General features: G+C 68.9%; 16 protein-coding genes and 3 pseudogenes. 15 read left to right on the top strand and 4 right to left on the bottom strand.

The features are described 5' to 3' along the window. The first annotated feature begins 76 nt into the window (after positions 1 to 76). The 7 genes and pseudogenes from ACIGO6_RS36690 to ACIGO6_RS36660 all read left to right on the top strand — a co-directional run bounded on the left by ACIGO6_RS36690 (position 77) and on the right by ACIGO6_RS36660 (position 5,552). Positions 77 to 1,066 carry a D-isomer specific 2-hydroxyacid dehydrogenase family protein gene (locus ACIGO6_RS36690; RefSeq protein ID WP_399884199.1) on the top strand — a complete coding sequence of 330 codons (990 nt, stop codon included), beginning with the start codon at positions 77 to 79 and terminating at the stop codon, positions 1,064 to 1,066. Beyond that, on the top strand, positions 1,059 to 2,099 hold the full coding sequence (gene vanA-Sc / locus ACIGO6_RS36685) for a D-alanine--(R)-lactate ligase VanA-Sc (RefSeq protein WP_399884197.1): 1,041 nt from the start codon (positions 1,059 to 1,061) through the stop codon (positions 2,097 to 2,099). The genes ACIGO6_RS36690 and vanA-Sc overlap by 8 nt, the downstream gene beginning before the upstream one ends. Continuing rightward, complete coding sequence (gene vanX / locus ACIGO6_RS36680) at positions 2,096 to 2,734, top strand: D-Ala-D-Ala dipeptidase VanX (RefSeq protein WP_399884195.1); 639 nt, start codon at positions 2,096 to 2,098, stop codon at positions 2,732 to 2,734. Before vanA-Sc ends, vanX begins: the two co-directional genes overlap by 4 nt. 637 nt (positions 2,735 to 3,371) lie before the next feature. Continuing rightward, positions 3,372 to 3,602: pseudogene (locus ACIGO6_RS36675) on the top strand (IS630 family transposase); the annotation flags it as partial. A 58-nt stretch (positions 3,603 to 3,660) separates the two neighbouring features. Further along, positions 3,661 to 4,309: pseudogene (locus tag ACIGO6_RS36670) on the top strand (IS5 family transposase); the annotation flags it as partial. 200 nt (positions 4,310 to 4,509) lie between these two features. Further along, a pseudogene (locus ACIGO6_RS36665) lies at positions 4,510 to 4,821 on the top strand (integrase core domain-containing protein); the annotation flags it as partial. A gap of 341 nt (positions 4,822 to 5,162) precedes the next feature. Next, the gene (locus tag ACIGO6_RS36660; protein ID WP_399884193.1) at positions 5,163 to 5,552 is read left to right on the top strand and encodes a hypothetical protein; all 390 of its coding nucleotides are present in this window, start codon (positions 5,163 to 5,165) and stop codon (positions 5,550 to 5,552) included. Between the two features lie 212 nt (positions 5,553 to 5,764). On the opposite strand, the gene ACIGO6_RS36655 is transcribed toward ACIGO6_RS36660, so the two are convergent. The 3 genes from ACIGO6_RS36655 to ACIGO6_RS36645 form a co-directional block, all read right to left on the bottom strand. Then, complete coding sequence (locus ACIGO6_RS36655; RefSeq protein ID WP_399884191.1) at positions 5,765 to 7,135, bottom strand: amidohydrolase family protein; 1,371 nt, start codon at positions 7,133 to 7,135, stop codon at positions 5,765 to 5,767. Positions 7,136 to 7,216: 81 nt separating this feature from the next. Further along, entirely contained in the window at positions 7,217 to 8,254 is a 1,038-nt protein-coding gene (locus ACIGO6_RS36650; protein WP_399884189.1) for a DMT family transporter, read from the bottom strand. A gap of 34 nt (positions 8,255 to 8,288) precedes the next feature. Then, a complete protein-coding gene (locus tag ACIGO6_RS36645) occupies positions 8,289 to 9,167 on the bottom strand; it encodes an NAD-dependent epimerase/dehydratase family protein (RefSeq protein ID WP_399884187.1) in 879 nt (292 codons plus the stop codon). A 149-nt stretch (positions 9,168 to 9,316) separates the two neighbouring features. Here ACIGO6_RS36645 and ACIGO6_RS36640 point away from each other — a divergent pair, with 149 nt between their 5' ends. Further along, positions 9,317 to 10,216 carry a LysR family transcriptional regulator gene (locus ACIGO6_RS36640; protein ID WP_399884185.1) on the top strand — a complete coding sequence of 300 codons (900 nt, stop codon included), beginning with the start codon at positions 9,317 to 9,319 and terminating at the stop codon, positions 10,214 to 10,216. Positions 10,217 to 10,653: 437 nt separating this feature from the next. On the opposite strand, the gene ACIGO6_RS36635 is transcribed toward ACIGO6_RS36640, so the two are convergent. Beyond that, the gene (locus ACIGO6_RS36635) at positions 10,654 to 12,090 is read right to left on the bottom strand and encodes a sulfatase-like hydrolase/transferase (RefSeq protein ID WP_399884183.1); all 1,437 of its coding nucleotides are present in this window, start codon (positions 12,088 to 12,090) and stop codon (positions 10,654 to 10,656) included. A 286-nt stretch (positions 12,091 to 12,376) separates the two neighbouring features. Between ACIGO6_RS36635 and ACIGO6_RS36630 the strand changes: the two genes are divergently transcribed. The 7 genes from ACIGO6_RS36630 (at position 12,377) to ACIGO6_RS36600 (ending at position 22,029) form a co-directional block, all read left to right on the top strand. Next, complete coding sequence (locus ACIGO6_RS36630; protein ID WP_399884181.1) at positions 12,377 to 13,723, top strand: ABC transporter substrate-binding protein; 1,347 nt, start codon at positions 12,377 to 12,379, stop codon at positions 13,721 to 13,723. After that, positions 13,720 to 14,691 carry a carbohydrate ABC transporter permease gene (locus tag ACIGO6_RS36625; RefSeq protein ID WP_399884179.1) on the top strand — a complete coding sequence of 324 codons (972 nt, stop codon included), beginning with the start codon at positions 13,720 to 13,722 and terminating at the stop codon, positions 14,689 to 14,691. Before ACIGO6_RS36630 ends, ACIGO6_RS36625 begins: the two co-directional genes overlap by 4 nt. Before the next feature lie 35 nt (positions 14,692 to 14,726). Beyond that, positions 14,727 to 15,599 carry a carbohydrate ABC transporter permease gene (locus ACIGO6_RS36620; RefSeq protein WP_399884177.1) on the top strand — a complete coding sequence of 291 codons (873 nt, stop codon included), beginning with the start codon at positions 14,727 to 14,729 and terminating at the stop codon, positions 15,597 to 15,599. Between the two features lie 30 nt (positions 15,600 to 15,629). After that, positions 15,630 to 16,754, top strand: a complete 1,125-nt coding sequence (locus tag ACIGO6_RS36615) for a substrate-binding domain-containing protein (RefSeq protein ID WP_399884175.1) — start codon at positions 15,630 to 15,632, stop codon at positions 16,752 to 16,754. 68 nt (positions 16,755 to 16,822) lie between these two features. Continuing rightward, entirely contained in the window at positions 16,823 to 17,869 is a 1,047-nt protein-coding gene (locus ACIGO6_RS36610; protein ID WP_399884173.1) for a Gfo/Idh/MocA family protein, read from the top strand. An 87-nt stretch (positions 17,870 to 17,956) separates the two neighbouring features. Then, entirely contained in the window at positions 17,957 to 19,033 is a 1,077-nt protein-coding gene (locus tag ACIGO6_RS36605) for an ROK family protein (protein WP_399884171.1), read from the top strand. A gap of 89 nt (positions 19,034 to 19,122) precedes the next feature. Further along, positions 19,123 to 22,029 carry a polysaccharide lyase family 8 super-sandwich domain-containing protein gene (locus tag ACIGO6_RS36600; protein ID WP_399884169.1) on the top strand — a complete coding sequence of 969 codons (2,907 nt, stop codon included), beginning with the start codon at positions 19,123 to 19,125 and terminating at the stop codon, positions 22,027 to 22,029. Positions 22,030 to 22,059: the final 30 nt, after the last annotated feature.

Below are 22,059 nucleotides of genomic sequence, written 5' to 3'. Positions count from 1 at the left end.
AAGGCAGCGGGACGTATCGCGGGCATATCGAAAACCGCATACGTTCCGGCAACCGTACGCCGCCTTGACTGGAGGCATGACCCACAGCGAAACGACCCGCATCACCATGTACGGGTGCGGCCCGGACGAAGCCGTTCAGTTCCGCGAGCTGGCTCCCGGCCTCGGTGTGCGGCCGGCCATCACCGACGCACCAGTGTCCGAAGCCAATACTGAACTGGCCGTCGGCAGCCGGTGCATCAGCGTCGGCCACAAGACGCCCATCGACCACGCCACGCTGCGCGCACTCGGCCGAGCCGGCGTGAGCTATATCTCCACGCGCAGCATCGGCTACAACCACGTCGATGTGGAATACGCGGACAGCATCGGCATCCTTGTCGAAAACGTCTCCTATTCGCCGGACAGCGTGGCCGACTACACGCTGATGCTCATGTTGATGGCGGTACGGGACGCGAAAGCCATCGTCCGGCGCACCGACCTGCACGATTACCGACTGAGCGATGCGCGCGGGAAGGAATTGCGGGACATGACTATCGGAGTGATCGGGACGGGCCGTATCGGCGCGGCGGTCATGAACCGACTGCGAGGTTTCGGCTGCCGCATTCTGTCCCATGACAACCGTCCTATGGACTGCCCCGATGCCGGTGTCGAGCCCGTGACGCTCGACGAATTGCTGCGGCGTAGCGACCTTGTCACGCTGCATGCGCCGCTCACCGCGCGGACGCACCATCTGCTGAACCGGAAGCGCCTGGCAGAGATGAAGAAGGGCGCTCTGATCGTCAACACCGCACGTGGCGCGCTCATCGACACCGAGGCACTGGTACTGCAATTGGAAAGCGGCAGGCTGAGTGGCGTGGCACTGGATGTCATCGAAGGCGAGGAAGGAATTTTCTATGCCGACTGCCGGGACAAACCCATGGAAAGCAAAGAGCTGTTGCGACTGCAGGAGCTGCCGAATGCTCTCATCAGTCCGCACACCGCCTACTACACGGACCACGCCTTGCGCGACACCGTGGAGAACTCCCTCATCAACTGCCTGAAATTCGAAAGCAGGAATAACCATGGCTAAGCTGAAGGTCGGCATCATCTTCGGTGGCCGTTCCGAGGAGCACCCCGTCTCCGTCAAGTCGGCGCGTGAGGTGGCACGGAACCTCGATCTCGAAAAGTACGAACCTTTCTACATCGGGATCACGAAGAGCGGCGCCTGGAAGCTCTGTGAGAGTCCCGACGGAGAGTGGGAGAACGGAAACTACCGCCCCGTGGTCCTGTCCCCGGACAGCAACGTGCACGGACTGCTCATCCTGGGGGACGGGAGCTTCGGAACGATCCGGCTGGACGTCGTACTGCCGGTGCTGCACGGCACCCTCGGCGAGGACGGCGCGATGCAGGGTCTGCTGGAACTCTCCGGAATCCCCTACATCGGCTGCGACATCCAGAGTTCCGCTTTGTGCATGGACAAATCCCTTGCCTACGTCGTCGCCCGCAGTGCGGGCATCGCCACGCCGAACTTCTGGACCGTCACGGCGGACGACCCCATCGATCCCGCCCGGCTCACCTATCCGGTCTTCGTCAAGCCGGCCCGATCCGGATCATCCTTCGGCGTGACCAAGGTGTCCCGGGTAGAGGAACTTCCGGGTGCGGTGGAAACGGCACGACAGTACGACGCGAAGGTGTTGATCGAAGAGGCGGTCGTCGGCAGCGAGATCGGCTGCGCCCTCCTTGGGAACGAGTCGGATCCGATCGCGGGCGAGGTGGACCGGATCGCACTCTCGCACGGATTCTTCAGGATCCACCAGGAAGACGCGCCCGAGACCGGTTCCGAGAACGCCATGGCAATCGTTCCCGCCGACATTCCGGAGGAGTCACGGCTGCTTGTGCAGGAGACGGCCAAGGCCGTGTACCGCGCCTTGGGATGCAGCGGCCTTGCACGGGTGGACATGTTCCTCAAGCAGGACGGAGAAGTAGTCCTCAACGAAGTCAACACCTTCCCCGGCATGACCTCGTACAGCCGCTATCCGGTGATGATGGCCGCAGCGGGCCTGCCGCTTCGCGAAGTGATCGACCGGACGGTGTCCCTCGCCCTGACGGGAAAAGGCCGATGATTCGGGTGGAATCGGTGGTGGACTCAGCGAAGGGCGACTTCGTCTTCGTGGACGAGCAGGCGTCCGGAATACGCTGGGATGCCAAGTACGCCACATGGGACAACTTCACCGGCAAGCCGGTGGACGGGTATCAGGCCAATCGAGTCGTCGGTACGAGAGCTCTGTGCGCGGCCCTGAAACGGGCCAGGGAGGAGGCCGAAACACGGGGGTTCGGTCTGCTGCTCTGGGACGGCTATCGCCCGCAGCACGCCGTCGACTGCTTCCTGCGCTGGTCTCGGCAGCCGGAGGACGGCCGGACCAAGTCGCGGCACTATCCCCATATCGCCAGAACCGAGATGGTCGAACAGGGATACGTGGCCGCCAGGTCGGGCCACAGCCGGGGCAGCACCGTCGACCTCACGCTCTATGACTTGGCCACCGGTGCACTCGTTCCCATGGGCGGCGACCATGACCTGATGGATCCCGTCTCGCATCACGGCGCACAAGGCATCACACCTACCGCAGCACGGAACCGGCAGCACTTGCGTTCCCTCATGGAGACGTGCGGTTTCATTGCGTACGAGCGCGAGTGGTGGCATTACACACTCGACGACGAGCCTTATCCCGACACCTACTTCGATTTCCCCATCGCGTAGGACACCGGGCTCATGGTCGTGGAGCGGTGCCCCGGAACAAGCGGAGTCAACTCCGGCAGGGTCATGCGTTTGTCCGGGCAAGGGCCACCCAGTTGATTGGCTGCGCTGGCACCGCTGTGATCAGAGGGCGGACCGGTGGACCGCATTGCCAGATCCCATAGCCGCACCCCTGCCCCGCCTGCTCGTGGAGCAAGATCCGGGCTCGGCGCGGACCAACTCGGGTGACCACCGGGCGATTTTCCTTGCAGCCGCAGGTCAGTAGCCATGGCATGGCTGCGCCACCAGCAGACCAAGAACCTGCTGCGAGCCCTTCAGCATGCCCCCGGAGGCAGCTCCACAAGCCTCACCGCTACAAGCAAGCACCCTTCTTTTAGAACCCGCACAAGATGACAGCCGGGGCGGCAAGTTCGTGCATCAGCGCTCGCGACCACTTCTCACGGCTGATCGAGGGCATCCGCAACATCCTGACCGACCTGGCTGACGAGGCCGAACCGGTGCCCGCGTGACGCCGGGGCCGCGATGTCGTTGAACAGGACGACTCCATATGCCGGGCCCCGGGGACGCCATGGCTGATCCCCCGGGGCCCGTGGTGTGTCCGATGCTTCGGGGTGCTTCTACTGATCCAGGGCGGCGCGCTGTGGCCACGGGGAAGGTGATCGGTTCCCTGCACCGCCGGCACCGCACCGCAGAGTTCAAGAAGTTCCTGGCCAAGCTCGACCGCGAGGTGCCGGCCGGGCTGGAACGAGACATCCGTACCTGGATCAAAACCTGGAACGAAGACCCCAGGCCGTATGTCTGGGTGAAGCCCGCCGACGAGATCCTCGAACGCCTCGCCTCATATCTGAAGCGCATCCCTGACTCAGAAGACGAGGCGCTGTTTCTCGGATCTCATGACGTGGGCGGGGTGTTGGGGTCAGGCTGGCTTCATGGGTCGTGGGGATCTGACGAACGCGGAATGGGCTCGGCTGGAGTCGTTCTTACCTCCTGGTGGTGCGCGTGGAGGTCGGTGGAGCGATCACCGTCGGGTGATCAACGGAGTTCTCTACCGGGTGCGGACTGGTGTGCAGTGGCGGGATCTGCCGGAGCGGTTCGGCCCCTGGGAGACGGTCTAAAAGCGGCATCGCCGCTGGTCAGCCGATGGAACGTGGAAGATGCTGCTGTCTCGCATCCAGGCTGCCGAGGACGCCGCGGACTGGATCGACTGGGACGTGTCGGTGGACTCGACCGCGGTGCTGGCCCATCAGCACTCCGCCGGTGCGAGGAAGGCGCCGCCGTCCCCGGATCCTCAAAAGGGGAACGGCGGGGGGACGAACCAGGTCGATTCGGTGCTGCGGAAACTGGCCGTCCGCCTGGAGGAGGTGGTCAGATCGGCGAATGCCTGGGACGCTCCCGTGGCGGATTCACCACCAAGATCCATCTCGCCGCCGACGGGCGATGCCGGCCACTCGCCTTCGTTCTGACACCCGGACACTACGGTGACGGCCCCCAGCTCGAGCATGCGCTGGAGCATTCTCCGTGCCTCGATCCGGAGTGGGACGGCCACGCACCCGGCCCGACCACGTGTTGGCCGACAAGACATCCCACGCGGATAAGCGTCAAGCCGCCGCTGCTTGGAGCTCCGCTGGAGCCTGTGGGTAAGCGATCGCTTCGCTGTAGCTGTGACCGGTCTGGAGACAGTGGAACAGCATGCTTATGAAGCGGTTGAAGAGATTGCGCTGTGCGGGTCGTCCCACAACACACCTCTCTGATCAGGAGCGTTGCTACGACTGGTTGAACCTGGTCAGTACACGAGCGTGCGGTTCACCGAGCACCTGCGCATCGAGGGCATCCGCCCCTCGATCGGCAGCGTCGGAGACGCCTACGACAACGCGCTGATGGAGACGATCAACGGCCTCTACAAGGCCGAGTGCATACGCACCCAGGTCTTCCACGACGGGCCGTACCGGAGCGTCTCCGACGTCGAGTACGCCACCGCCTCCTGGGTGGAGTGGTACAACAACCGCCGCCTGCACTCCAGCCTGGGCATGATCAGCCCCACCGAGTACGAGGCAGCACACTACGCTGACACAGAACCACGAGCCGACTGATCACCGCCCACAAAACACCGGCAGGAAAGTCGGAACGGTTCAGTCTTACGGTCGCTGTCGCGGGCGGCCAATGGCCAGGGCGCGAGTGTTACTGCGACAGCTCTGTCCGGGACGCAACCCGGGCAAGGCCCGGACCAGCCAGGACAGCCCGCGACTGTCCGGGACAGACGGTTCTCGTTGTTTCTGCCTGTCGATGGTCAGCAGACTGCGAGACGCCTGGTTGGCCAAAGAGCCGCCACAGCACAGTCCACTGCATCGGCGCAGCCACGCCCTGTGTCGTAGCCACACAGCCAATAGGCATGTACATGCCAGTAACAGGGAGAACACGAAGAGGAGCACTCATGAGATCCGGCATGGCCAAATTTGCGGGTGCCCTGGCCGGGGCGGCCGCACTCCTGGTCGGGGGCATGTCTCAGTCCGCCTCGGCCGCGGTCCTGACCGCCTACACCTACCCATCTCATTACGGTCACGCGACTTACAACACGACGTCAGGCAAGCTCGTCGCATACGACGACTTCAGCGACAGCCGCAGGATCGTCGCGATCCTGCGGGACGACAACGGAGACGAGATTGCGTTCTCCGAGGACGCCAACGGCACCAACAGCACGCCAGGCACCACCGACTACTACTACGGCTACACCGGAGAGGAAGTAACCCTCTACGTCTGCCGGCAGAACGGCACCAACATCAGTAGCCGAGACGAGTGCGACCACAGCACCATCATCATCTGAGATCAGCGCAGACCACCGTCTTCTGCCGCGTGAGACGGCAGAAGACGGCACACCCCGCCGATCCGGTTTGCGTGCGCCCCTGGATCCGTACGGGGGCTCACGCGCCGGAAGTTCGCCGGCTGGGTGGGCGAGTACGGTGCCCTGCAAGATCCCCGGGTCGTCCTCGCGGACGAGGAGAGCGGCCGCACGCGCGGTCGGCCGGCGGTTCAGGTTCAGGCGGGGAGCGGCAGGCCGGCGGCGTGGAACAGCCGGTCACGGGAGGCCGCGGCCTCCTCGAAGACGGCGTCGCCACCCCTCAGCGCACCGTTCTCCTTGAGGACGTCACCCGCCACCACGACCAGGTCGACGTTGCCGGCGTGGCCGCCCGCGACGATCGTGGCCGCGACGTCCGTGGCGGGCAGCATGTTGGCGTGGTCGAGACGGATCATGATGAGGTCGGCCTCCTTGCCCGGGGTCAGGCTGCCGGTGCGGTCGTCGATGCCCGCAGCCCGCGCGCCCTCAATGGTCGCGAAGGAGAGCAGATCGGCGGCGTCGAAGGTCGGCAGGCCGGGGCTGCGGTCCATAGGGCCGGCGGCACCGGCGAGGATCAGTTGCTGGTAGGCGAGCGTCGCCCGCATGACGCCGAACATGTCACCGCTGACGATCGTCTCGGTGTCCACACTGAGGCTCGGACGGACGCCGGCGGCCAGCAGCCGGTTGGTGGCCGGCTGGCCCAGACCCGGCATGAAAACCTCCAGGGCGCCGGCCACGGACGCAGTGGCGCCGTGCGCGGCCAGCATCCTCAGCTCCTCGTCGGTCGAGGTGCAGCAGTGGATGAACGTCATGTCGGAGGCCAGCAGGCCCGTCTCGGCGAGTTGTCGGATGGCCTGCTGCTCCGCTCCCCACTCACCCAGTCCCACGTGCATGCTGATGCGCAGGCCCAGCTCGCGGGCGAGCCGGATGTCCCGTTCGGACACCTGTGGTGTGGACAGCTCCGGTCCGCGGAGCATCGCGTTCAGCGTGACCCGTGCCGAGTCGTCGGACAGCACCTCGTCGCGGATACGCCGGATGTCGCCGGGGTGCGAACGGTCACTGCCGAACTGCCACTGCTCGGCCTCCGTCGACGGCCAGCCGTGGTCGAAGACGGCACGGATGCCTGACTCCCAGTGTGCCGCGATCGCCGCGTCCGAGTGCTCGGGGCTGTTGCTGATGTGGGACTCGTCCCGCACGGTCGTCACCCCGGAGTCGAGGGACATGAGGTCCGCTGCCAGGTTGCCGATGTGCACGTCGCGGGGATCGAAGTACTGGCCGAGGCCGATCTGCACCTGGCTGCGGTACTCCTGGTAGGTCCAGGCGGGGCCGAGGTTGCGCAGCGCCCCCTGCCAGTTGTGGCGGTGGGTGTCGATGAAACCGGGCAGCACGGCATTGCCCGTGCCGTCGATGACCCGGGCCCGGTCGTCTGACAGGTCCCGGCCGATCTCGATGATCCTGCCGTCGGCGACGAGGACGTCACCCACGAAGGTGCCGAGCTTGTCGTCCTGCGTCATCAGGTACGCGCCCTTGATCAGGACGCGTTCCTTGTTCTGCGGCTGGTTGTGGGACATCTGTGGTTCCTTTCGTGCCATGGGCGGCACTGTGTTGCTCGTCTCTCGAGGATGGTGTGAGAAGGGCGGCGGGGACGTGGATTACCGTCCGTCGGTGTGACAGGGGCGCCGGGAGGCGATCCAGACGGCGGCGAAGGTGAGCAGCGCACCGAGGACGGTCAGAACGGAAGGGGGCCGACCACCGGAGGGGACCACGAAGTCCAGGGCGATCGAACCGGCCAGCTGTCCCGCAATCGAGGCCATGCTCAGCAGCAGGACACCGATGCGGCGCACGAGGAACGCCGAGGCGCCGATGAACACCACGCCGCACAGACCACCGAGGTAGACCCACCAACTGGTGGGCAGCGCATGCCCCGACGTTCCTTGGACCAGGGTCTTCGCACCCCAGGCGACGACGAGGAAGGCCGCTCCGACGCAGAAGTTGAGCCAGGTCGCCGCGAGCGGCGAGCCCGACGCGGCGGTCGACGCCCCGTTCAGGGCCTGCTGCACGCCCAGCAGGAACCCGGCGGCTATCGCGGCGAGGGCCGGCAGGATGATCTCGGCGGGTGCCGGGGTGTCGGTGAACCGGGGAAGGGCGGACACGACGGCGGCGGCCAGGATGACGGCCGCTCCCGTGAGCCGCGTCGCGCCGGGGCGTTGCTTCGGACCGCCGCCGATGCCCCGGGCGTCCACGATGAGACCGCCGAGGGTCTGGCCGGCGATGGCCGACACGGTGAACACGGCGATACCGGTGACCAGCGCGGCGGTGGACTGCGCCAGGGCAAACGTGCCGCCGAGTACGCCGGCCAACAGGTAGCGGCGGGGGAGGCGGCCGTCCCGGGCGGCTCCGGCCAGGCGGCCCAGCGCGCCGCGCAGTCCTGGTGAGAAGAGTGCGAGGACGGACAACAGGACGAGTCCACCGGAGAAGCTGATGGCCGCCGCGGCGATGCCGTCGTCGAGGCGATGACTCAGCTCGCCGTTCAGACGGGCCTGTACCGGTACCACCATGCCGGCGGCGATGGCTGCCACGACGGCCAGGGAACCGCCGCGCGGCGCTGCCGGACGCGCGGGGCCCGAGGACGGCACACCGGGCCCGGTACGGGGGCGGCCCGGTCCAGGCGGTGCGGTGGGTGTGCTCATGTCGATTCCTTCGGAAAGGGGGCGTGGGGCTCGGTCAGAAGTCCGTGCGCGCGATGTCGTCGAGGATCGACGGAGCCTGGGGTGACCAGCCGAGCACGCTTCGGGCGTTGTCGCCCGAGGCCCGCTGGTCGAGCAGCAGCGCCTCGCCGAGCAGACCCAGCCGGTCCAGCGTCCGCACGACCGGCTCGGACTCGACCCGTCCGGCCAGACCGACGGCACGGCTCACCGCTTCGCTGATCTCCCGCACGGTCGGGTTCACGCCGCTGGCGCCGAGGAAGTACGAACCGGCCGGCGCCCTCTCCAGCGCGAGCACGTACAGCTCGGCCAGGTCGTCCACGTGCACCGTGCTCCAGTGCTGGTCACAGGGCCCGACCATGGTGAGTGCCGGGGTGTCGCCGCCGGTCCGCGGGTCGGCGGCGACGAGGTTCAGCAGGCCGCCGCCGTGGCCGTACACCACCGCCGGTGCGATCACCGAAGTCCGGACGTCCTGGACACCGAGGACGAGTTCGGCGAGTGGCACCCGCCAGGCAGTGAGCCGCGGGGCGTTCATGGCGGTTGACTCGCTGATCGCCGAACCGCTCCCGTGCACCCACACGCCGGTGGTGTGCACGAACGGCCGGTTCGTGTTCCGCAGCGCGCGCAGGAAGCTCGTGACAGCGATCTCGTCGACGGTCGCACTGGTCTCGTCACCCGGCGAGGCCACGTGGATCACGCCGTCCCGCGAGGCCGCGAGTTCTTCGAGGGCGCTGCCGTCGGACAGGTCGGCGATCGTCGGCTCCGCGCCTTTGGCCCGCACCAACTCGGCCTTCTCGGCGGAGCGGACCACGGCGGTCACCTGGTGCCCGCCGGAGACGAGCCGGTCGAGCACCGAGGCTCCGAAGTAGCCGGTGCCGCCGGTGAGCAGTACACGCATGGTCATCCTCTTCCGCTGACGTTTCGCTGACGTTTCCGCTGGCGGGTCGGGCCGGTGGCCCGCACGACCACAGTCGCTCCGCCCGGCTATCGTGTCCAACGAATGTTTTCGAAGATTTAATCGGAACTACCGATGAATGAGGAGCAGGCGTGGACCAGAGACGGCTGGAGTACTTCCTCTCGGTTGCCGAGGAGCTGAACTTCACGCGGGCGGCGCAGCGACTGCACGTCACGCAGTCCACGTTGTCGGCCGGCATCAAGGCCCTGGAGCACGAGCTGAGGGCGGAACTGCTCATCCGTTCCACGCGGTCGGTCAGGCTGACGGAGGCCGGTTCGGCGTTCCTGCCCGAGGCGCGCATCGCGATCGAGGCACTCGACCGGGCCCGGGCCGCCGTGGAGCCCCTCTCCGCGGGCCTGCGCGGCAGCCTCACCGTGGGCGTCCTCAGCGGGCTGACCCTGATCGACGTGCCCGCCCTGGCGGGAGACTTCCACCGGCGCCATCCCGAGGTCCGGCTGCGTACCGAGACCTCCCAGCGGGGTACCGCCGGACTGATCGAACGGATCAAGGAGAGTCACGTCGACGTCGCCTTCGTGGGCGCCGACATCAAGGACGAGCACCTCAGGACGAGGGTCATCAAGCAGTACGACGTCCAATTGCTCGTCCCGGCCGGTCACCGGCTGTCCGGCCGGAAGAGCGTGCGACTGAGGGACGTCGCGGAGGAACCGTTCGTCGACATGCCCCCGGGCTTCGGGCAACGCCAGGCCGTGGACGACGCGTTCACGAGGGCGGAGCTGTCCCGGCGTGTACTGATCGAGGCCTCGGACATCACGACGATCGCGGACTTCGTGGCGCACAACCTCGGGGTGGCGTTGCTGCCCCCGGACTTCGCGGAGACGGCCGGGGACGCGGTGCGTGTCGTTCCTCTCGCGGACGCCCGGCTCTCCTGGACGCTCGGCGTGGTCGTGTCGGCGACCCGACCGCCGACACGCGCGCTGCACGCCTTCCTCGATCTCATCCCGCACCACATCCACCGCGACCGAGTCTTCTGAGCCGGCGGACGCGGCCGCGTCGGACTCGGTGCCGCGTCGGGCGGCGACGCTGAAAGGCCCCGGAAGAAGTCGTTCACGCGCCGCCTCCCTGACGGCGACGGACGCTTTAAGGCGGCCGCGTTGGCGGGCGACATCGCGGAACTTATCGGTGACGTGGCAGGGGAAGCGCTGCCGTCGCCGATAAACAAGATTGTTGAGGCGTACTGCAAGATCAAGGCGTTGTGGATCAAAGAGGTCGGCAACACCTACGGCTGCAAGCTGGTCTCCCCCTGGCATATCTCACACCACACGGATACAGCCGCCCACCCACACCCATCAGGGGCTTCGCAAAGATTCACCCCGACGAGCCGAAGTCAGTAATGCTCCAGCCGAGGAGGTACGTGCTGCAGGCGGCTGTCGCTGCCGTACCCCGTCACCGCCGGATTCATCGGGTTCGCTCACCCTCCTGGCGGGGGTTCGAAGGCGGTGGGGAGAGAGTCCGGGGTGATGGGGGTGCGCTGCCCGGAGCCGGTGACAGGCAGGCGGGCGCCGTCGAGGGCTGGGTCGACATACTCGGCGAACCAGGCGTCCAGACGGGCGGCGAGTTGCGTGCGGACGGCCCCGAGGCGTGGTTCGTCGGCGAGGTTGTGCTCCTCGCCGGGGTCGGTGGCCAGGTCGTACAGTTCGTGCGGGCCGTGGGGGTAGCGGTGGACGTACTTCCAGTCGCGGGTGCGGATCATGCGGACCGGGCCGTACTCGTCGTAGACGACCACTCGTTCCCGGTCCGGTGCGTCGCTGTCCGGTACGGGACTGTCCCTGAGGAGGTCGGCGAAGGAGCGGCCGGGGAGGCGGGGGTCGGGGGTGTGGTCGAGGCCGAGGTACTCGACGAGGGTGGGCAGGACGTCGTACTGGGACAGCAGCGCGTCGCGGTGGCGTCCTTCGGGGATGCGGCCGGGCTGCGAGACCACGCACGGCACGATGACCGAGCTGTCGTACATGTTCTGCGGGAAGGTGCCGTTGCCCTTGCCCCAGATGCCGTGGTGGCCGGTGTTGAAGCCGTTGTCGCTGGTGAAGAGGACGAGGGTGGATCCGGTGAGTCCCAGTGCGTCGAGCCGGGTCAGGACGCGGCCGATGGCGGCGTCCATGGCGGTGGTCGCCGCGAAGTAGCCGATCAGGGCCTGGCGGGTGTCGCTCTCACCGCCGACCGGGGCCCCGTCCTCGTCGAGAGGCTGCCAGGGGTGTGGTGCTCCCTGCGGGCAGGTGTCGAACGCGCAGTTCTCGTACAGGTCGGTGAAGGCGCGCGGATGCTGGCCCTTCCAGGGCTTGTGCGGGGCGGTGAAGTGCAGGGACAGGTGGAAGGGTTCGGGCCGTTCCGCCTCGGCGGCGAGGAAGCGCTCGGCGTCGTCGGCGAGGGCGTCGGTGAGGTAGCCGGGTTCCTCGGCGCGGATCTCGTCGCGGTACATGGGTGCTCCGTAGTACGGGCCGCCGCCGCTCTCGTGGGCGTACCAGTGCACGAAGCCCTTCCGGGGCCGGTCGTTGGCACCCAGGTGCCACTTGCCGCTCAGGCCAAGGCGGTAGCCGGCGTCGGCGAGCAGGTCGGTGACAAGGAGCCGGTCCGCGAGGAAGTCGACGCCAGTGCGGCCGGCGTGGTGGTACGAGAGCCAGTCGTGGACGCCGTGCTGGGAGGGGAGCAGGCCGGTGAACAGCGAGGCGCGGGCCGGTGAGCAGACCGGCGAGGTGCAGAAGAACCGGCTGAAGCGGATCCCGCGGGCGGCGAGCGCGTCCAGGTGCGGAGTGCGGATCTCGTGGTTGCCCGCGCAGCCCATGGCCCAGGGTCCCTGGTCGTCGGAGAGGATGAGCAGGACGTTGGGACGGCTGGGGTCGTGGCTGGCCACGGAAACCTCCTGGAGCGACGGGCCGAGGTCCGGCCGACCGCACCTCGGGCGTCTCTGATCCTGCGAGGGCGTCAGGTCTCAGGTCAACTGGCCTTCGCGTGATGAATTCACCATGAATGGCCGAAGGTTCTGCGTGGTGGGAGGCAGTACTGCCCTGCCGACAACTCGGTGCGAGATTCATCGCCTATTCATATGCCCTGGAGGCAATTGACTGGCCAATGAATGACTGGAAAACATGTGGCAACCGCGCGGCCCGCCCCATGTCGCAGTCTCCGAGGAGTGCCCCATGCGCAGCGCCAGACAACCCGACCGTCCTGCTCGTTTCTCCCGCCGCGCGGTTCTCACCACCGTGCTGGCGACCACGCTCACCCTCTCCACCGCCGCCTGTTCGTCCGGTACCGGGTCGGGCGGCACAGGCGGCAAGTCGTTCACGTACTGGTCGATGTGGAAGCAGGACGAGCCGCAGGCCGAGGTGCTCAGCGCCGCGATCAAGCAGTTCACCGCGGACACCGGTATCGAGGTCGACGTCCAGTGGAAGGGCCGCCAGGTGATCCAGCAGCTGGCGCCCACCCTGAACACCGCGAACGTTCCCGCCGACCTCGTCGACTCCGCGGACCGGTTCGCCTACGCGCAGCTCCAGGCCACCGGCCAGGCCCTGAACCTCACACCCGTGCTGGACAGGCCGATCCCCGGCGAGAGCGGCAACACCGTCGGAAGCGTCGTACCGAAGAGCTACCGCGATCTGAACACCACCGACGGCGCGCTGTGGCAGATCCCCTACGAGGTGGTGACCACCCAGATCTGGTACGACGGCCACGCCCTGCCGGACGTCGCCGAGAACCCTCCCGCGACCTGGGCCGACTTCACCAAGCTGCTCGCCGAGCGCAAGAAGGCCCGCGGCGGTGACGGTGCTCTGGCGCTGGACGGCGACATCCCCGACTACGCGGCCTACTGGACGTACTACGCCGTCCTGCGTGAACTCGGTCCGGGCGCCTTCGCGAAGGCGGCCAGGGACAAGAGCGGCGCCGCGTTCGAGGCGGACGGCTTCGTCGACGCGCTGCGCCGGGTCGAGGACCTGGTGTCCTCCGACGACTTCACCAAGGGATACGACGGTTCCAAGTGGCCGGCCGTGCAGCAGAAGTGGGCGCAGGGCAAGTCGGACTTCCTGCTCCTGGGCACCTTCACGCCCAGCGAGACCGCCGAGTTCGCGTCGCCCGGCCTCACCTACCGGTCCTTCCCCTTCCCCGCGTTCGAGGAGGGCGGGGACACGAGCCAGGACATATCGCTCATCGGCTTCTCCATCCCCAAGAAGGCGAAGAACGCCTCCGCCGCCGAGAAGTTCATCGCCTACTTCCTCGCCAGGAAGCAGCTGGCGGGGATCTCCACCAAGGCGTCGAACCTCACTCCGCGCTCCGACATCCCGGCCCCGAAGGAATTGGCCGACGCCCAGAAGGCGGCCGCCTCCGGGAAGGTCGTGAAGACGCTCGACGGGGTCAAGGAGACCGAGGCCGAGTGGTACACCAAGGTCTTCCTGCCGCTCAACACCAAGTTCATCACCGGTCACCTCAGCGCCGAGGCCTTCGCCGGCAAGCTGAAGTCCGACTCCGCCGCCTACTGGAAGTCGGCCTCATGAGCACCACCGAGCTTGCCGACCCGCCGGTGACTCGCCGGCGGAAGGAGACACCGGCCGCCGAGCGGACCCGCGGCAGGCCCAGCCCGCTCGCGGCCCGGCGCCGCCGCCTGTTCTGGCCGCTGCTCCTGCCGGCCGTCCTGGTGTACCTGGTGTTCTTCGCCGGACCGTCCCTGTTCACGTTCTGGCTGAGCCTGAACAAGTGGGCCGGGGCAGGTCCCATGTCGTTCGTCGGACTGGACAACTACCAGCGGCTGTTCGACGACCCGACGTTCCGTCAGTCATTCGTCAACACCTTGTGGATCATCTTCGGGGTGGGCGGTCTGACCTTCGCCGTCTCCTTCGGGCTGACAATGGTGCTGCGCGAGATGAGGGGCCGCAAGGCCGCCCGGTCCATCCTGTTCTTCCCCAACATCGTCCCCACCCTCGCGCTGGCGATCCTGTGGGGCTTCCTCTTCCAGCACGACGGACTCGCCGACTCGATCACCTCGCTGCTGGGCATGGACCAGCCGCCCAACTGGCTGGGCCAGGAGAACCTGTTCCGGGTCATCATGATCGGCCTGGTGTGGACGTCCACCGGCTTCTACACCACGATCCTGATGGCCGCCGTGGACCAGGTCCCGCCCGAGCTGTACGAGGACTGCGAACTCGCGGGCGCGAACGCGTTCCAGAAGTTCCGCCATGTGACGCTGCCGCTGATCTGGGAGGTGGCCGGGGTATGCGCGGTGCTGTGGACGATCAGTGCCGTGAAGGTCTTCGAATTCATCTACGCCTTCGCGGGTGCCGCCGGGCAGATGCCCGACACCGGGGTGTGGAACACCGCCATCTACACCTACGGCGAGGCCTTCGCCTCCGGAGGCGTGCCCCGCTACGGCTCCGCCGCCGCGAGCGCCGTGGTCATGCTGGCCCTCGTCGGCGTCCTCGTGGTGCTCATCCGGCGGATCATGCGTCGCGACACCGTGCAGTTCTGATCGTTGCGCCCACCACACCCCCGAAAGGCCGCGTCATGGCAGTCACCACGCCGCCCGGTCGCCTCGCTCGCCTGAGCGGCCGGCTCACCACCACCCGGCTCCTCGGAGTCCCCCTGGTCTGGCTCGTCGTAGGCTTCAACGTCCTGGCCGGACTGTGGGTCCTGCTCTCGTCGCTGAAGACCGCGAACGAGATCTTCGCCGACCCCTGGCAGCTCCCGGACACCCTGCAGTGGGGCAACTACGCGCGGGCATGGACCAGCGGCCTGTTCGGACAGGCGTTCCTCAACACGGTGATCGTGGTGGGCGGCACCGCGCTCGGCACCCTGGTCCTCGCCGCGCCCGCCGCCTATGTGCTCAGCCGTATCACCACCCGCTTCAACGGCGGCTTCACTCTGTTCTTCGTGCTGGGACTCGGCATCCCGGCCCAGGTCGTCATGCTGCCGCTGTTCGTGGTGATGAACCAGCTCCTGCTCGTGGACAGCCTGTTCGGTCTCATCGTCGTCTACGTGGCGACCTCGTTGCCGTTCGCGGTCTTCTTCCTGACCGGGTTCTTCGCCACGCTGCCCGTCGAACTGGAGGAGGCGGCGTCCCTGGACGGCGCCTCCCCCCTGCGCACCTTCGTGCAGGTGATGCTGCCGCTGGCCCGCGGCGGCCTGGTCACCGTGCTGATCCTCAACGTCATCCAGCACTGGGGAGAGACCGTCTTCGCCCTGGTCTTCATCCAGACGACCGACCACCAGACCCTCTCCCTTGCCCTGCTCGGCTTCCTCCAGCAGATGCAGTACAACGGCGCGGACTGGGGCGGCCTGTTCGCCGGCGTGGCCATGGTCATCCTTCCCGTCCTCGCCTGTTACGTGTGGCTGGGCCGCCGCATCATCGAGGGGATGACGGTCGGCTCGGTCAAGTGACGGCGGCCGGACGGAGGCAGAGGACACGACATGGCAGAGCACGTACATCCGCCCGGGGGAGACACCCCGGAAGGCACCCGGGACCTGAAGTTCCGTCAGCTGGCGCGCGAGCTGCGGCAGAGGCTACGACAGGGCACCTGGCCCGTGGACAGCCGCCTCCCGACGGAGAAGCAACTGGCCGAGAGCAGCGGCACGTCGGTGAGCACCGTGCGGCGCGCCGTCGACGAACTGGTCGCCGAGGGCCTGGTCGTGCGCCGTCAGGGCTCCGGAACCTTCGTACTGCCACCCGACGCCCCCGGACCGAACCGCGCACTGGTCGGGGTCGTCGTCCCCGACACCGCCTTCTACTACCCACGAGTCCTCCAGGGCATTGAGGAAACTCTCTCCGCCGCCGGTGCGAGGCTGCTGCTGGCCTGTTCCGGCTATGACCAGGAGCGGGAATCGAAAGATCTCCAGGACATGTTCGACGCGGGCGTGGACGGCCTGCTCGTCGTGCCCACGCTCACTGGTCCGGAACCGGCCCAGCACTACCTCGCCCGCCTCGCCGCGCTCCCGGTGCCGGCCGTCCTGGTTGAGCGCCGCGGCACCTCGCTGGGCGACACCAACGAGTACGTCTGCACCCACCACGAAGCCGGCGCCTACGACGCCGTACGGCATCTCGCCACGCTGGGGCATCAGGCCATCGGCCTCGCCCTGCGCGATCCCAGCCCCACCGCTGCGCCCGTGGCCGAGGGATTCCGGCAGGCGACCGCCGAACTGGGCTGCGTCACCACGGAGTTCCGCGCCACCCGGGAGGAATGGAGCCCAGCGACGGCTGACCGGTGTCTGGCCGCTCTGCGCGCCGCGGGCATCAGCGCGGTGGTGTGCTTCGGCGACCGTCAGGCCGCGATGCTCGTCGGCGCCGCGCGCCGGGCCGGACTCACCGTGCCCGGGGACCTGGCCCTGGTCGCCTACGACGACGAGATTGCCGACCTCGCGGACATCTCGCTCACCGCGGTCGCACCGCCCAAGCACCTGCTGGGCATCACGGCCGCGCAGACCCTGCTGCACCGGCTCGACGATCCCGCCCTGCCGCGCCGCCGCGTCCTGCTGCGTCCCGGCATCACCGTCCGGCAGTCCTGCGGGGCGGCGCAACCCCCCACCCGAGACACCTGATGGGCCCGCCCCCGAGACAGCTCGACGGGCCCACACAGAACCACCCTGACGAAACGGGAGACAGATTCGTGAGTGACATCCGGCTGGGCCTGATCGGCGCCGGCGCCGTCGGTGCCCTGCACGCCGAGGCCGCCGAGGCGACCCCGGGCGTGCGGGTGACCGCGGTGTGCGACCTCGTCGAGGACACCGCGCGGGCGCTCGCCGAGCCCCTGGAAGCCGGCGTGCACACCGACCACCGGAAGCTCATCGCGTCCGGCACGGTCAACGCGGTGGTGGTCAACACGCCCCACGCGCTGCACACCGACATCGTCACCGACTGCGCGGCGGCCGGACTCCATGTGCTGGTGGAAAAACCCATGGCCACCAACACCGAGGACTGCGCGATCATGGAGCGCGCCTGCCGGTACGCCGACGTGGTGCTGTTCGTGGGGCACATCCAGCACTTCCTGCCCCCGATGACCGCCGCCAAGGCCGCGCTCGACGCCGGCACGATCGGGCCCCTGCTCGCGGTCTCCGACTGGCGCAGCACCGACTACCGTCCGGGCAGCCGCCCTTCCTGGTTCTTCGACCCGGCCGTCTCCGGCGGCGGCGTCTTCATGAACATCGGCGCGCACTGCGTCGACCGGCTGCTGTGGCTGACCGGCCGCCGGGCGGTCGCGGTCGCCGCCACCGCCGGCCACCGCCTGGCGGCGGGCGTGGAGACCGACGTGCTCGCACGGCTGGAGCTGGAGGGCGGCCTGGTCGGTCACGTCGGAGTGACCAGCACCGGGCTGCCGGCCCGCGACGAACTCGTCCTGATCGGCGAGCGGGGCGTGATCCGCGTGGCCCGCGGCGCGGGAGCGGAGCTGTACGCGGACGACGGCCCGGCTGATCCCGGGCAGCCCGGCGCGTTCGGCACTCCGGTCGTGCTCGCCGAGGAGGGGGCGGACGACGTACCGCGGGCCTTTTGCGCCCAGCTGGCGGCGTTCGCCGCCGCCGTCCGACGTGAACAGCCGCCGGCCGTACCGGCCGAGCACGGGCGGCGGGTCATCGAGGTCATCGAGGGCGTGTACGAGTCCTGCGACAGCGGCCGCCGGATCGTCCTCGGCGCGAAGGCGGGCGTCGCCGTTGTCTGACCCGTTCCGCGGTACGTCGAAGGAGACAGCCTGCGACGACCGCTCATCCGCACCCGCGCTCACGCGGGACCGGCCCGAAGGACGCTCATGAACGGTCACATCGCACGGTCCCGGGCGAAGGCCGTGGCGGGCGGTGAGGTCCGCCCGGAGAAGGGCCGCGGGAGCGCCGCCGTGTCGTCCGGCCCTCACGCCGGCGTGGTGCCGCATGGTCACGTTGTCGCCATCGACCTCGGCGGCACCGACATCAAGGCCGCCCTCGTGGCGCACGACGGCAGTGTGGTCCGGCGCGTGCGCCGGGCGACCCGCCGTGAGCGCGGGCCGGAGGCGGTCGTGGACCGGGTGGCACAGACCGCGCAGGCCCTCGCCGCCGACGCCGTGGAGGCGTTCGGGACGACGCCGCTTGCCGTCGGTGTGGCGGTCCCCGGGATCGTCGCCGAGCAAGCGGGGCGGGCGGTGTACTCCGCGAATCTGGGCTGGCGGGAACTCCCGCTGCGCGATGTGCTGGCGGAGCGGCTGGGCCTGCCCGTGGTACTGGGGCACGACGTCAGGGCCGGGGCCGTTGCCGAGGGACGGCTGGGCGCGGCGCGCGGACGGGGCGAGTTCCTGTTCGTCGCGCTTGGCACCGGCATCGCAGCGGCCCATGTCCGCGACGGCCACGCGCACGGCGGCAGCGGCGGCGGAGCCGGGGAACTGGGTCACCTGACCGTGCGGCGCGGTGGCCCGACATGCGGCTGCGGAAACCGGGGCTGCCTGGAAACCCTGGCGTCCGCCTCGGCCGTGGCCCGCCGCTACACCCGGGCCGCGCGCCGGACGACGGTGGGGAAGACCGCCGCCCCCGCCACCGCCGAGGAAGTCTCACGGCTCGCCGCCGCCGGGGATCCGCTCGCCCGCCGCATCTGGCAGGACGCTGTCGAGGCCCTCGCCGAGGGGCTGGCCGTCTACACGGTCCTGTGCGATCCCGGCCTCGTCGTACTGGGCGGCGGCCTGACCCGCTCGGGCGCCGCACTGCTCGGACCGGTCCGCGCCGCACTGGCCGGCCGACTGCGCTTCCACTCGGCCCCGGACCTGCTGGCGGCGGAGCTGGGTGCCGAGGCCGGTTGCCGGGGCGCCGCACTGCTCGCCCTGGACACCGTCTCGACACCGCTGCCCTTTTCCCTGCCATAAACCCCCTTCCCGGACCTGTTCCACCCTGCACCGAGCTCCGCCCGCTGTCCGATCACACAGTCATCGCACCGCACTCCCGAGGAGACCCCGTGCACGAGTTCACCACCCGGCGGCTCGGCCGCCGCAGATTCCTGACCGCTGCCGCGCTGACGCTCGCCCCGCTCACCGGCGCCGCCCAACTGCTCTCGGGCGCCACCTCGGCGGCCGCGGCCGACGACGCCTACGACACCCTCCGCGCCACCTGGGCAGACATCCTGACGGGCGGAGACATAGACCCGTCCGACACGGGGTATGCCACCGCTCTGTCCGCCCTGTCCACGACCGCCACCGGCCTGTGGAACTCCCTCTCTGCGAATGCCTCGGCGAACTCCCTCTGGCCCGGCCTGACCCTGTCCGTCCCGGCCAACATGACGGCCAGTTACAAGCAGCTGGCGACCATGGCCACCGCCTACGCCACCCCGGGCACGGCGGCCACCGACGGTAGCGGCCGCGCCCTGTACGCCAACAGCACGCTCGGCGCCGCCGTCGTAGCAGGCCTGGACTTCCTCCACACGCAGGTCTACAACGCCGACGCGACGGAGTCGGGCAACTGGTGGGAGTGGGAGATCGGCTCACCGGTAGCCCTGACCAACGCGGCCACACTCGTCCACCCGCTGCTGACCACCAGCCAACTGGCCGACTACACGGCGGCGATCGACCACTTCGTCCCCGACCCCACCCTCAACAGGTACGGCCCCGCCCGCACCACTTCGACCGGCGCCAACCGGGTCGACCTGTGCCAGGTGGTCACGGTACGCGGCATCCTCGGCAAGAGCGGCGAGCGCCTGACGACGGCCGCCGCCGCACTGTCCGACGTCTTCCCCTACGTCACCACGGGCGACGGCCTGTACGCCGACGGCTCCTTCGTCCAGCACACCGACATCCCCTACACCGGCACCTACGGCATGGTCCTGCTGCGCGGTCTCACCCTGCTCTTCCAGCTCCTGGACGGATCCGACTGGGACATCACCGACCCGGCCGCCGCGCACATCCACGACTCCGTCGACGGCGCCTTCGCCCCCTGGGTATGGAACGGCCTGTGCATGGACGCCGTCCGGGGCCGGGCCGTCAGCCGCTCCGCCGAGACGGACTTCTACGACGGAAACCTCATCGCCCAGGCCGTGCTGCGCGCCGCGATCTCCGCCCCGACCACGGCCCGGGCCACCCGGTTCAGAAGCCTCGCCAAGGGCTGGATCATCCGCGGCGACGCGTACGCCCCCTTCACCAGGACCGCGGGCGTCGCGGGCATCGCGCTGGCGCGGCTGGTGCTCGACGACTCCTCCCTCACCGCGGCCGCCGAGCCCGTCGGGCACGTCCAGTTCCCGTCCATGGACCGGGCCGTGCACCGTGGTGACGGCTGGGCGTTCGCCCTCGCCATGTCCTCCGCGCGCATCGCCCGCTACGAGGCGATGAACGGCGAGAACCTGCACGGCTGGCACACCGGCGACGGCATGGGATACCTCTATCTCGCCTCCGACCTCGGCCACTACACCGACGGTTACTGGCCCACCGTGGACCCCCACCGGCTGCCGGGCACCACCGTCGACACCCTCGCCCTCGCCGACTCCGCCGGGACCGGCACCCGGCCGGCCGCGACCTGGGTGGGCGGAGCGAGCCTGGCCGGCAGGTACGGCAGCGTCGGCATGGACTTCCGCCAGTACGGCTCGACGCTCACCGCCAAGAAGTCGTGGTTCTGCCTGGGCGACTCCGTGGCTTGCCTGGGCGCGGGCATCACCGGCGGCAGCGGGGCCGAGGTCGTCACGGTCGTGGAGAACCGCAACCTTGGTGCCGACGGCACCAACACCCTCACCGTCGACGGCACCGCGCAGTCGGCCAGCATCGGCTGGTCGGACACCCTCGACGTCTCCGGCTGGGCGCACCTGAAGGACGTCGGCGGCTACCTGTTCCCGGGCGGAGCCACCGTCCAGGCTGCCCGCACGGCCCGCACGGGAGCCTGGCGCGACATCAATGCGGGCGGCACCATCGACACCATCACCCGGCGGTACGCCTCTCTGTGCCTGTCCCACGGCACCGCCCCGTCGGGCGAGTCCTACGCCTACGTCCTGCTGCCCGGATTCAGTGCCGCGCGGACAGCGGCCCGCGCCGCCTCGCCCACCGTCACCGTGCTGGCCAACACCGCCTCCGTCCAGGCCGCCCGCGACAACTCGCTCGGGCTGACCGCCGCGAACTTCTTCAGTGCCGGGTCGGTCGGCGGGATCACCGTCAGCGCGCCCTGCTCCGTCATCATGCGGAGGAAGGGCAACCAACTGGTCATCGGCGTCTCCGATCCCAACCGGACAGCCTCGACCGTCACTGTGCAACTGGTCTACGGCGGAACGCTGGTGAGCGCGGACTCCGGCATCACGGTCACCCGGTCCTCGCCCACCATCACCCTCACGGTCGACGTCTCCGGCGCGGCCGGAGCCACCCGCGAGGCCACGTTCAAGGTGACCTCCGCGACCCTCACACCCACGGCCGACACCTACGTCCGCGACGGCTCCTACGCCGACACGAACCACGGCACGGCCACGACCCTCGTCGTCAAGAACGCCAACGGCAGCGGCTTCACCAGGCAGGCGTATCTGACCTTCGACACCACCTGCGTCTTCGGGACGGTCACCGCCGCCACTCTCTCGATCCGCGGCTTCGTCTCCGACAGCGGCGGCACCAGCGCCACCCTCAGCGCGTACGCGGCGGCCGACACCTCATGGAGCGAGTCCGGCCTCACCTGGAACACCCGACCCGCACTCGGCACCGCCCTGGCCTCCGCCACCGCCACCACGACGAAGTCCACGCTCCCCTTCGACGTGACTCGCCACGTCGCCGCCCGGGCCCGCGCTCGGCAGCCGGTCTGCCTCGCCCTGGCCGAGGCCGCCCCGGGACTCGCGGTCGTCCTCGACTCCCGCGAGAACAGGACGAGTCCACCGGTCCTGTACCTGGACCTGGCCGGAGCGTGAGGCCATCGCCGCATCAGGCCGCGGCCCGAA

It is taken from the genome of Streptomyces sp. NPDC053750, assembly GCF_044544295.1.
Taxonomy (GTDB): domain Bacteria; phylum Actinomycetota; class Actinomycetes; order Streptomycetales; family Streptomycetaceae; genus Streptomyces.
Note: the sequence above shows the minus strand (reverse complement) of the source record. Positions and strands in the feature narration are given on the sequence as shown.

Coding starts and splice junctions, on each gene's coding strand:
- ACIGO6_RS36690 (WP_399884199.1), top strand. CDS start 77: ATGACCCACAGCGAAACGACCCGCATCACCATGTACGGGTGCGGCCCG.
- vanA-Sc (WP_399884197.1), top strand. CDS start 1,059: ATGGCTAAGCTGAAGGTCGGCATCATCTTCGGTGGCCGTTCCGAGGAG.
- vanX (WP_399884195.1), top strand. CDS start 2,096: ATGATTCGGGTGGAATCGGTGGTGGACTCAGCGAAGGGCGACTTCGTC.
- ACIGO6_RS36660 (WP_399884193.1), top strand. CDS start 5,163: ATGAGATCCGGCATGGCCAAATTTGCGGGTGCCCTGGCCGGGGCGGCC.
- ACIGO6_RS36655 (WP_399884191.1), bottom strand. CDS start 7,135: ATGTCCCACAACCAGCCGCAGAACAAGGAACGCGTCCTGATCAAGGGC.
- ACIGO6_RS36650 (WP_399884189.1), bottom strand. CDS start 8,254: ATGAGCACACCCACCGCACCGCCTGGACCGGGCCGCCCCCGTACCGGG.
- ACIGO6_RS36645 (WP_399884187.1), bottom strand. CDS start 9,167: ATGCGTGTACTGCTCACCGGCGGCACCGGCTACTTCGGAGCCTCGGTG.
- ACIGO6_RS36630 (WP_399884181.1), top strand. CDS start 12,377: ATGCGCAGCGCCAGACAACCCGACCGTCCTGCTCGTTTCTCCCGCCGC.
- ACIGO6_RS36625 (WP_399884179.1), top strand. CDS start 13,720: ATGAGCACCACCGAGCTTGCCGACCCGCCGGTGACTCGCCGGCGGAAG.
- ACIGO6_RS36620 (WP_399884177.1), top strand. CDS start 14,727: ATGGCAGTCACCACGCCGCCCGGTCGCCTCGCTCGCCTGAGCGGCCGG.
- ACIGO6_RS36615 (WP_399884175.1), top strand. CDS start 15,630: ATGGCAGAGCACGTACATCCGCCCGGGGGAGACACCCCGGAAGGCACC.
- ACIGO6_RS36605 (WP_399884171.1), top strand. CDS start 17,957: ATGAACGGTCACATCGCACGGTCCCGGGCGAAGGCCGTGGCGGGCGGT.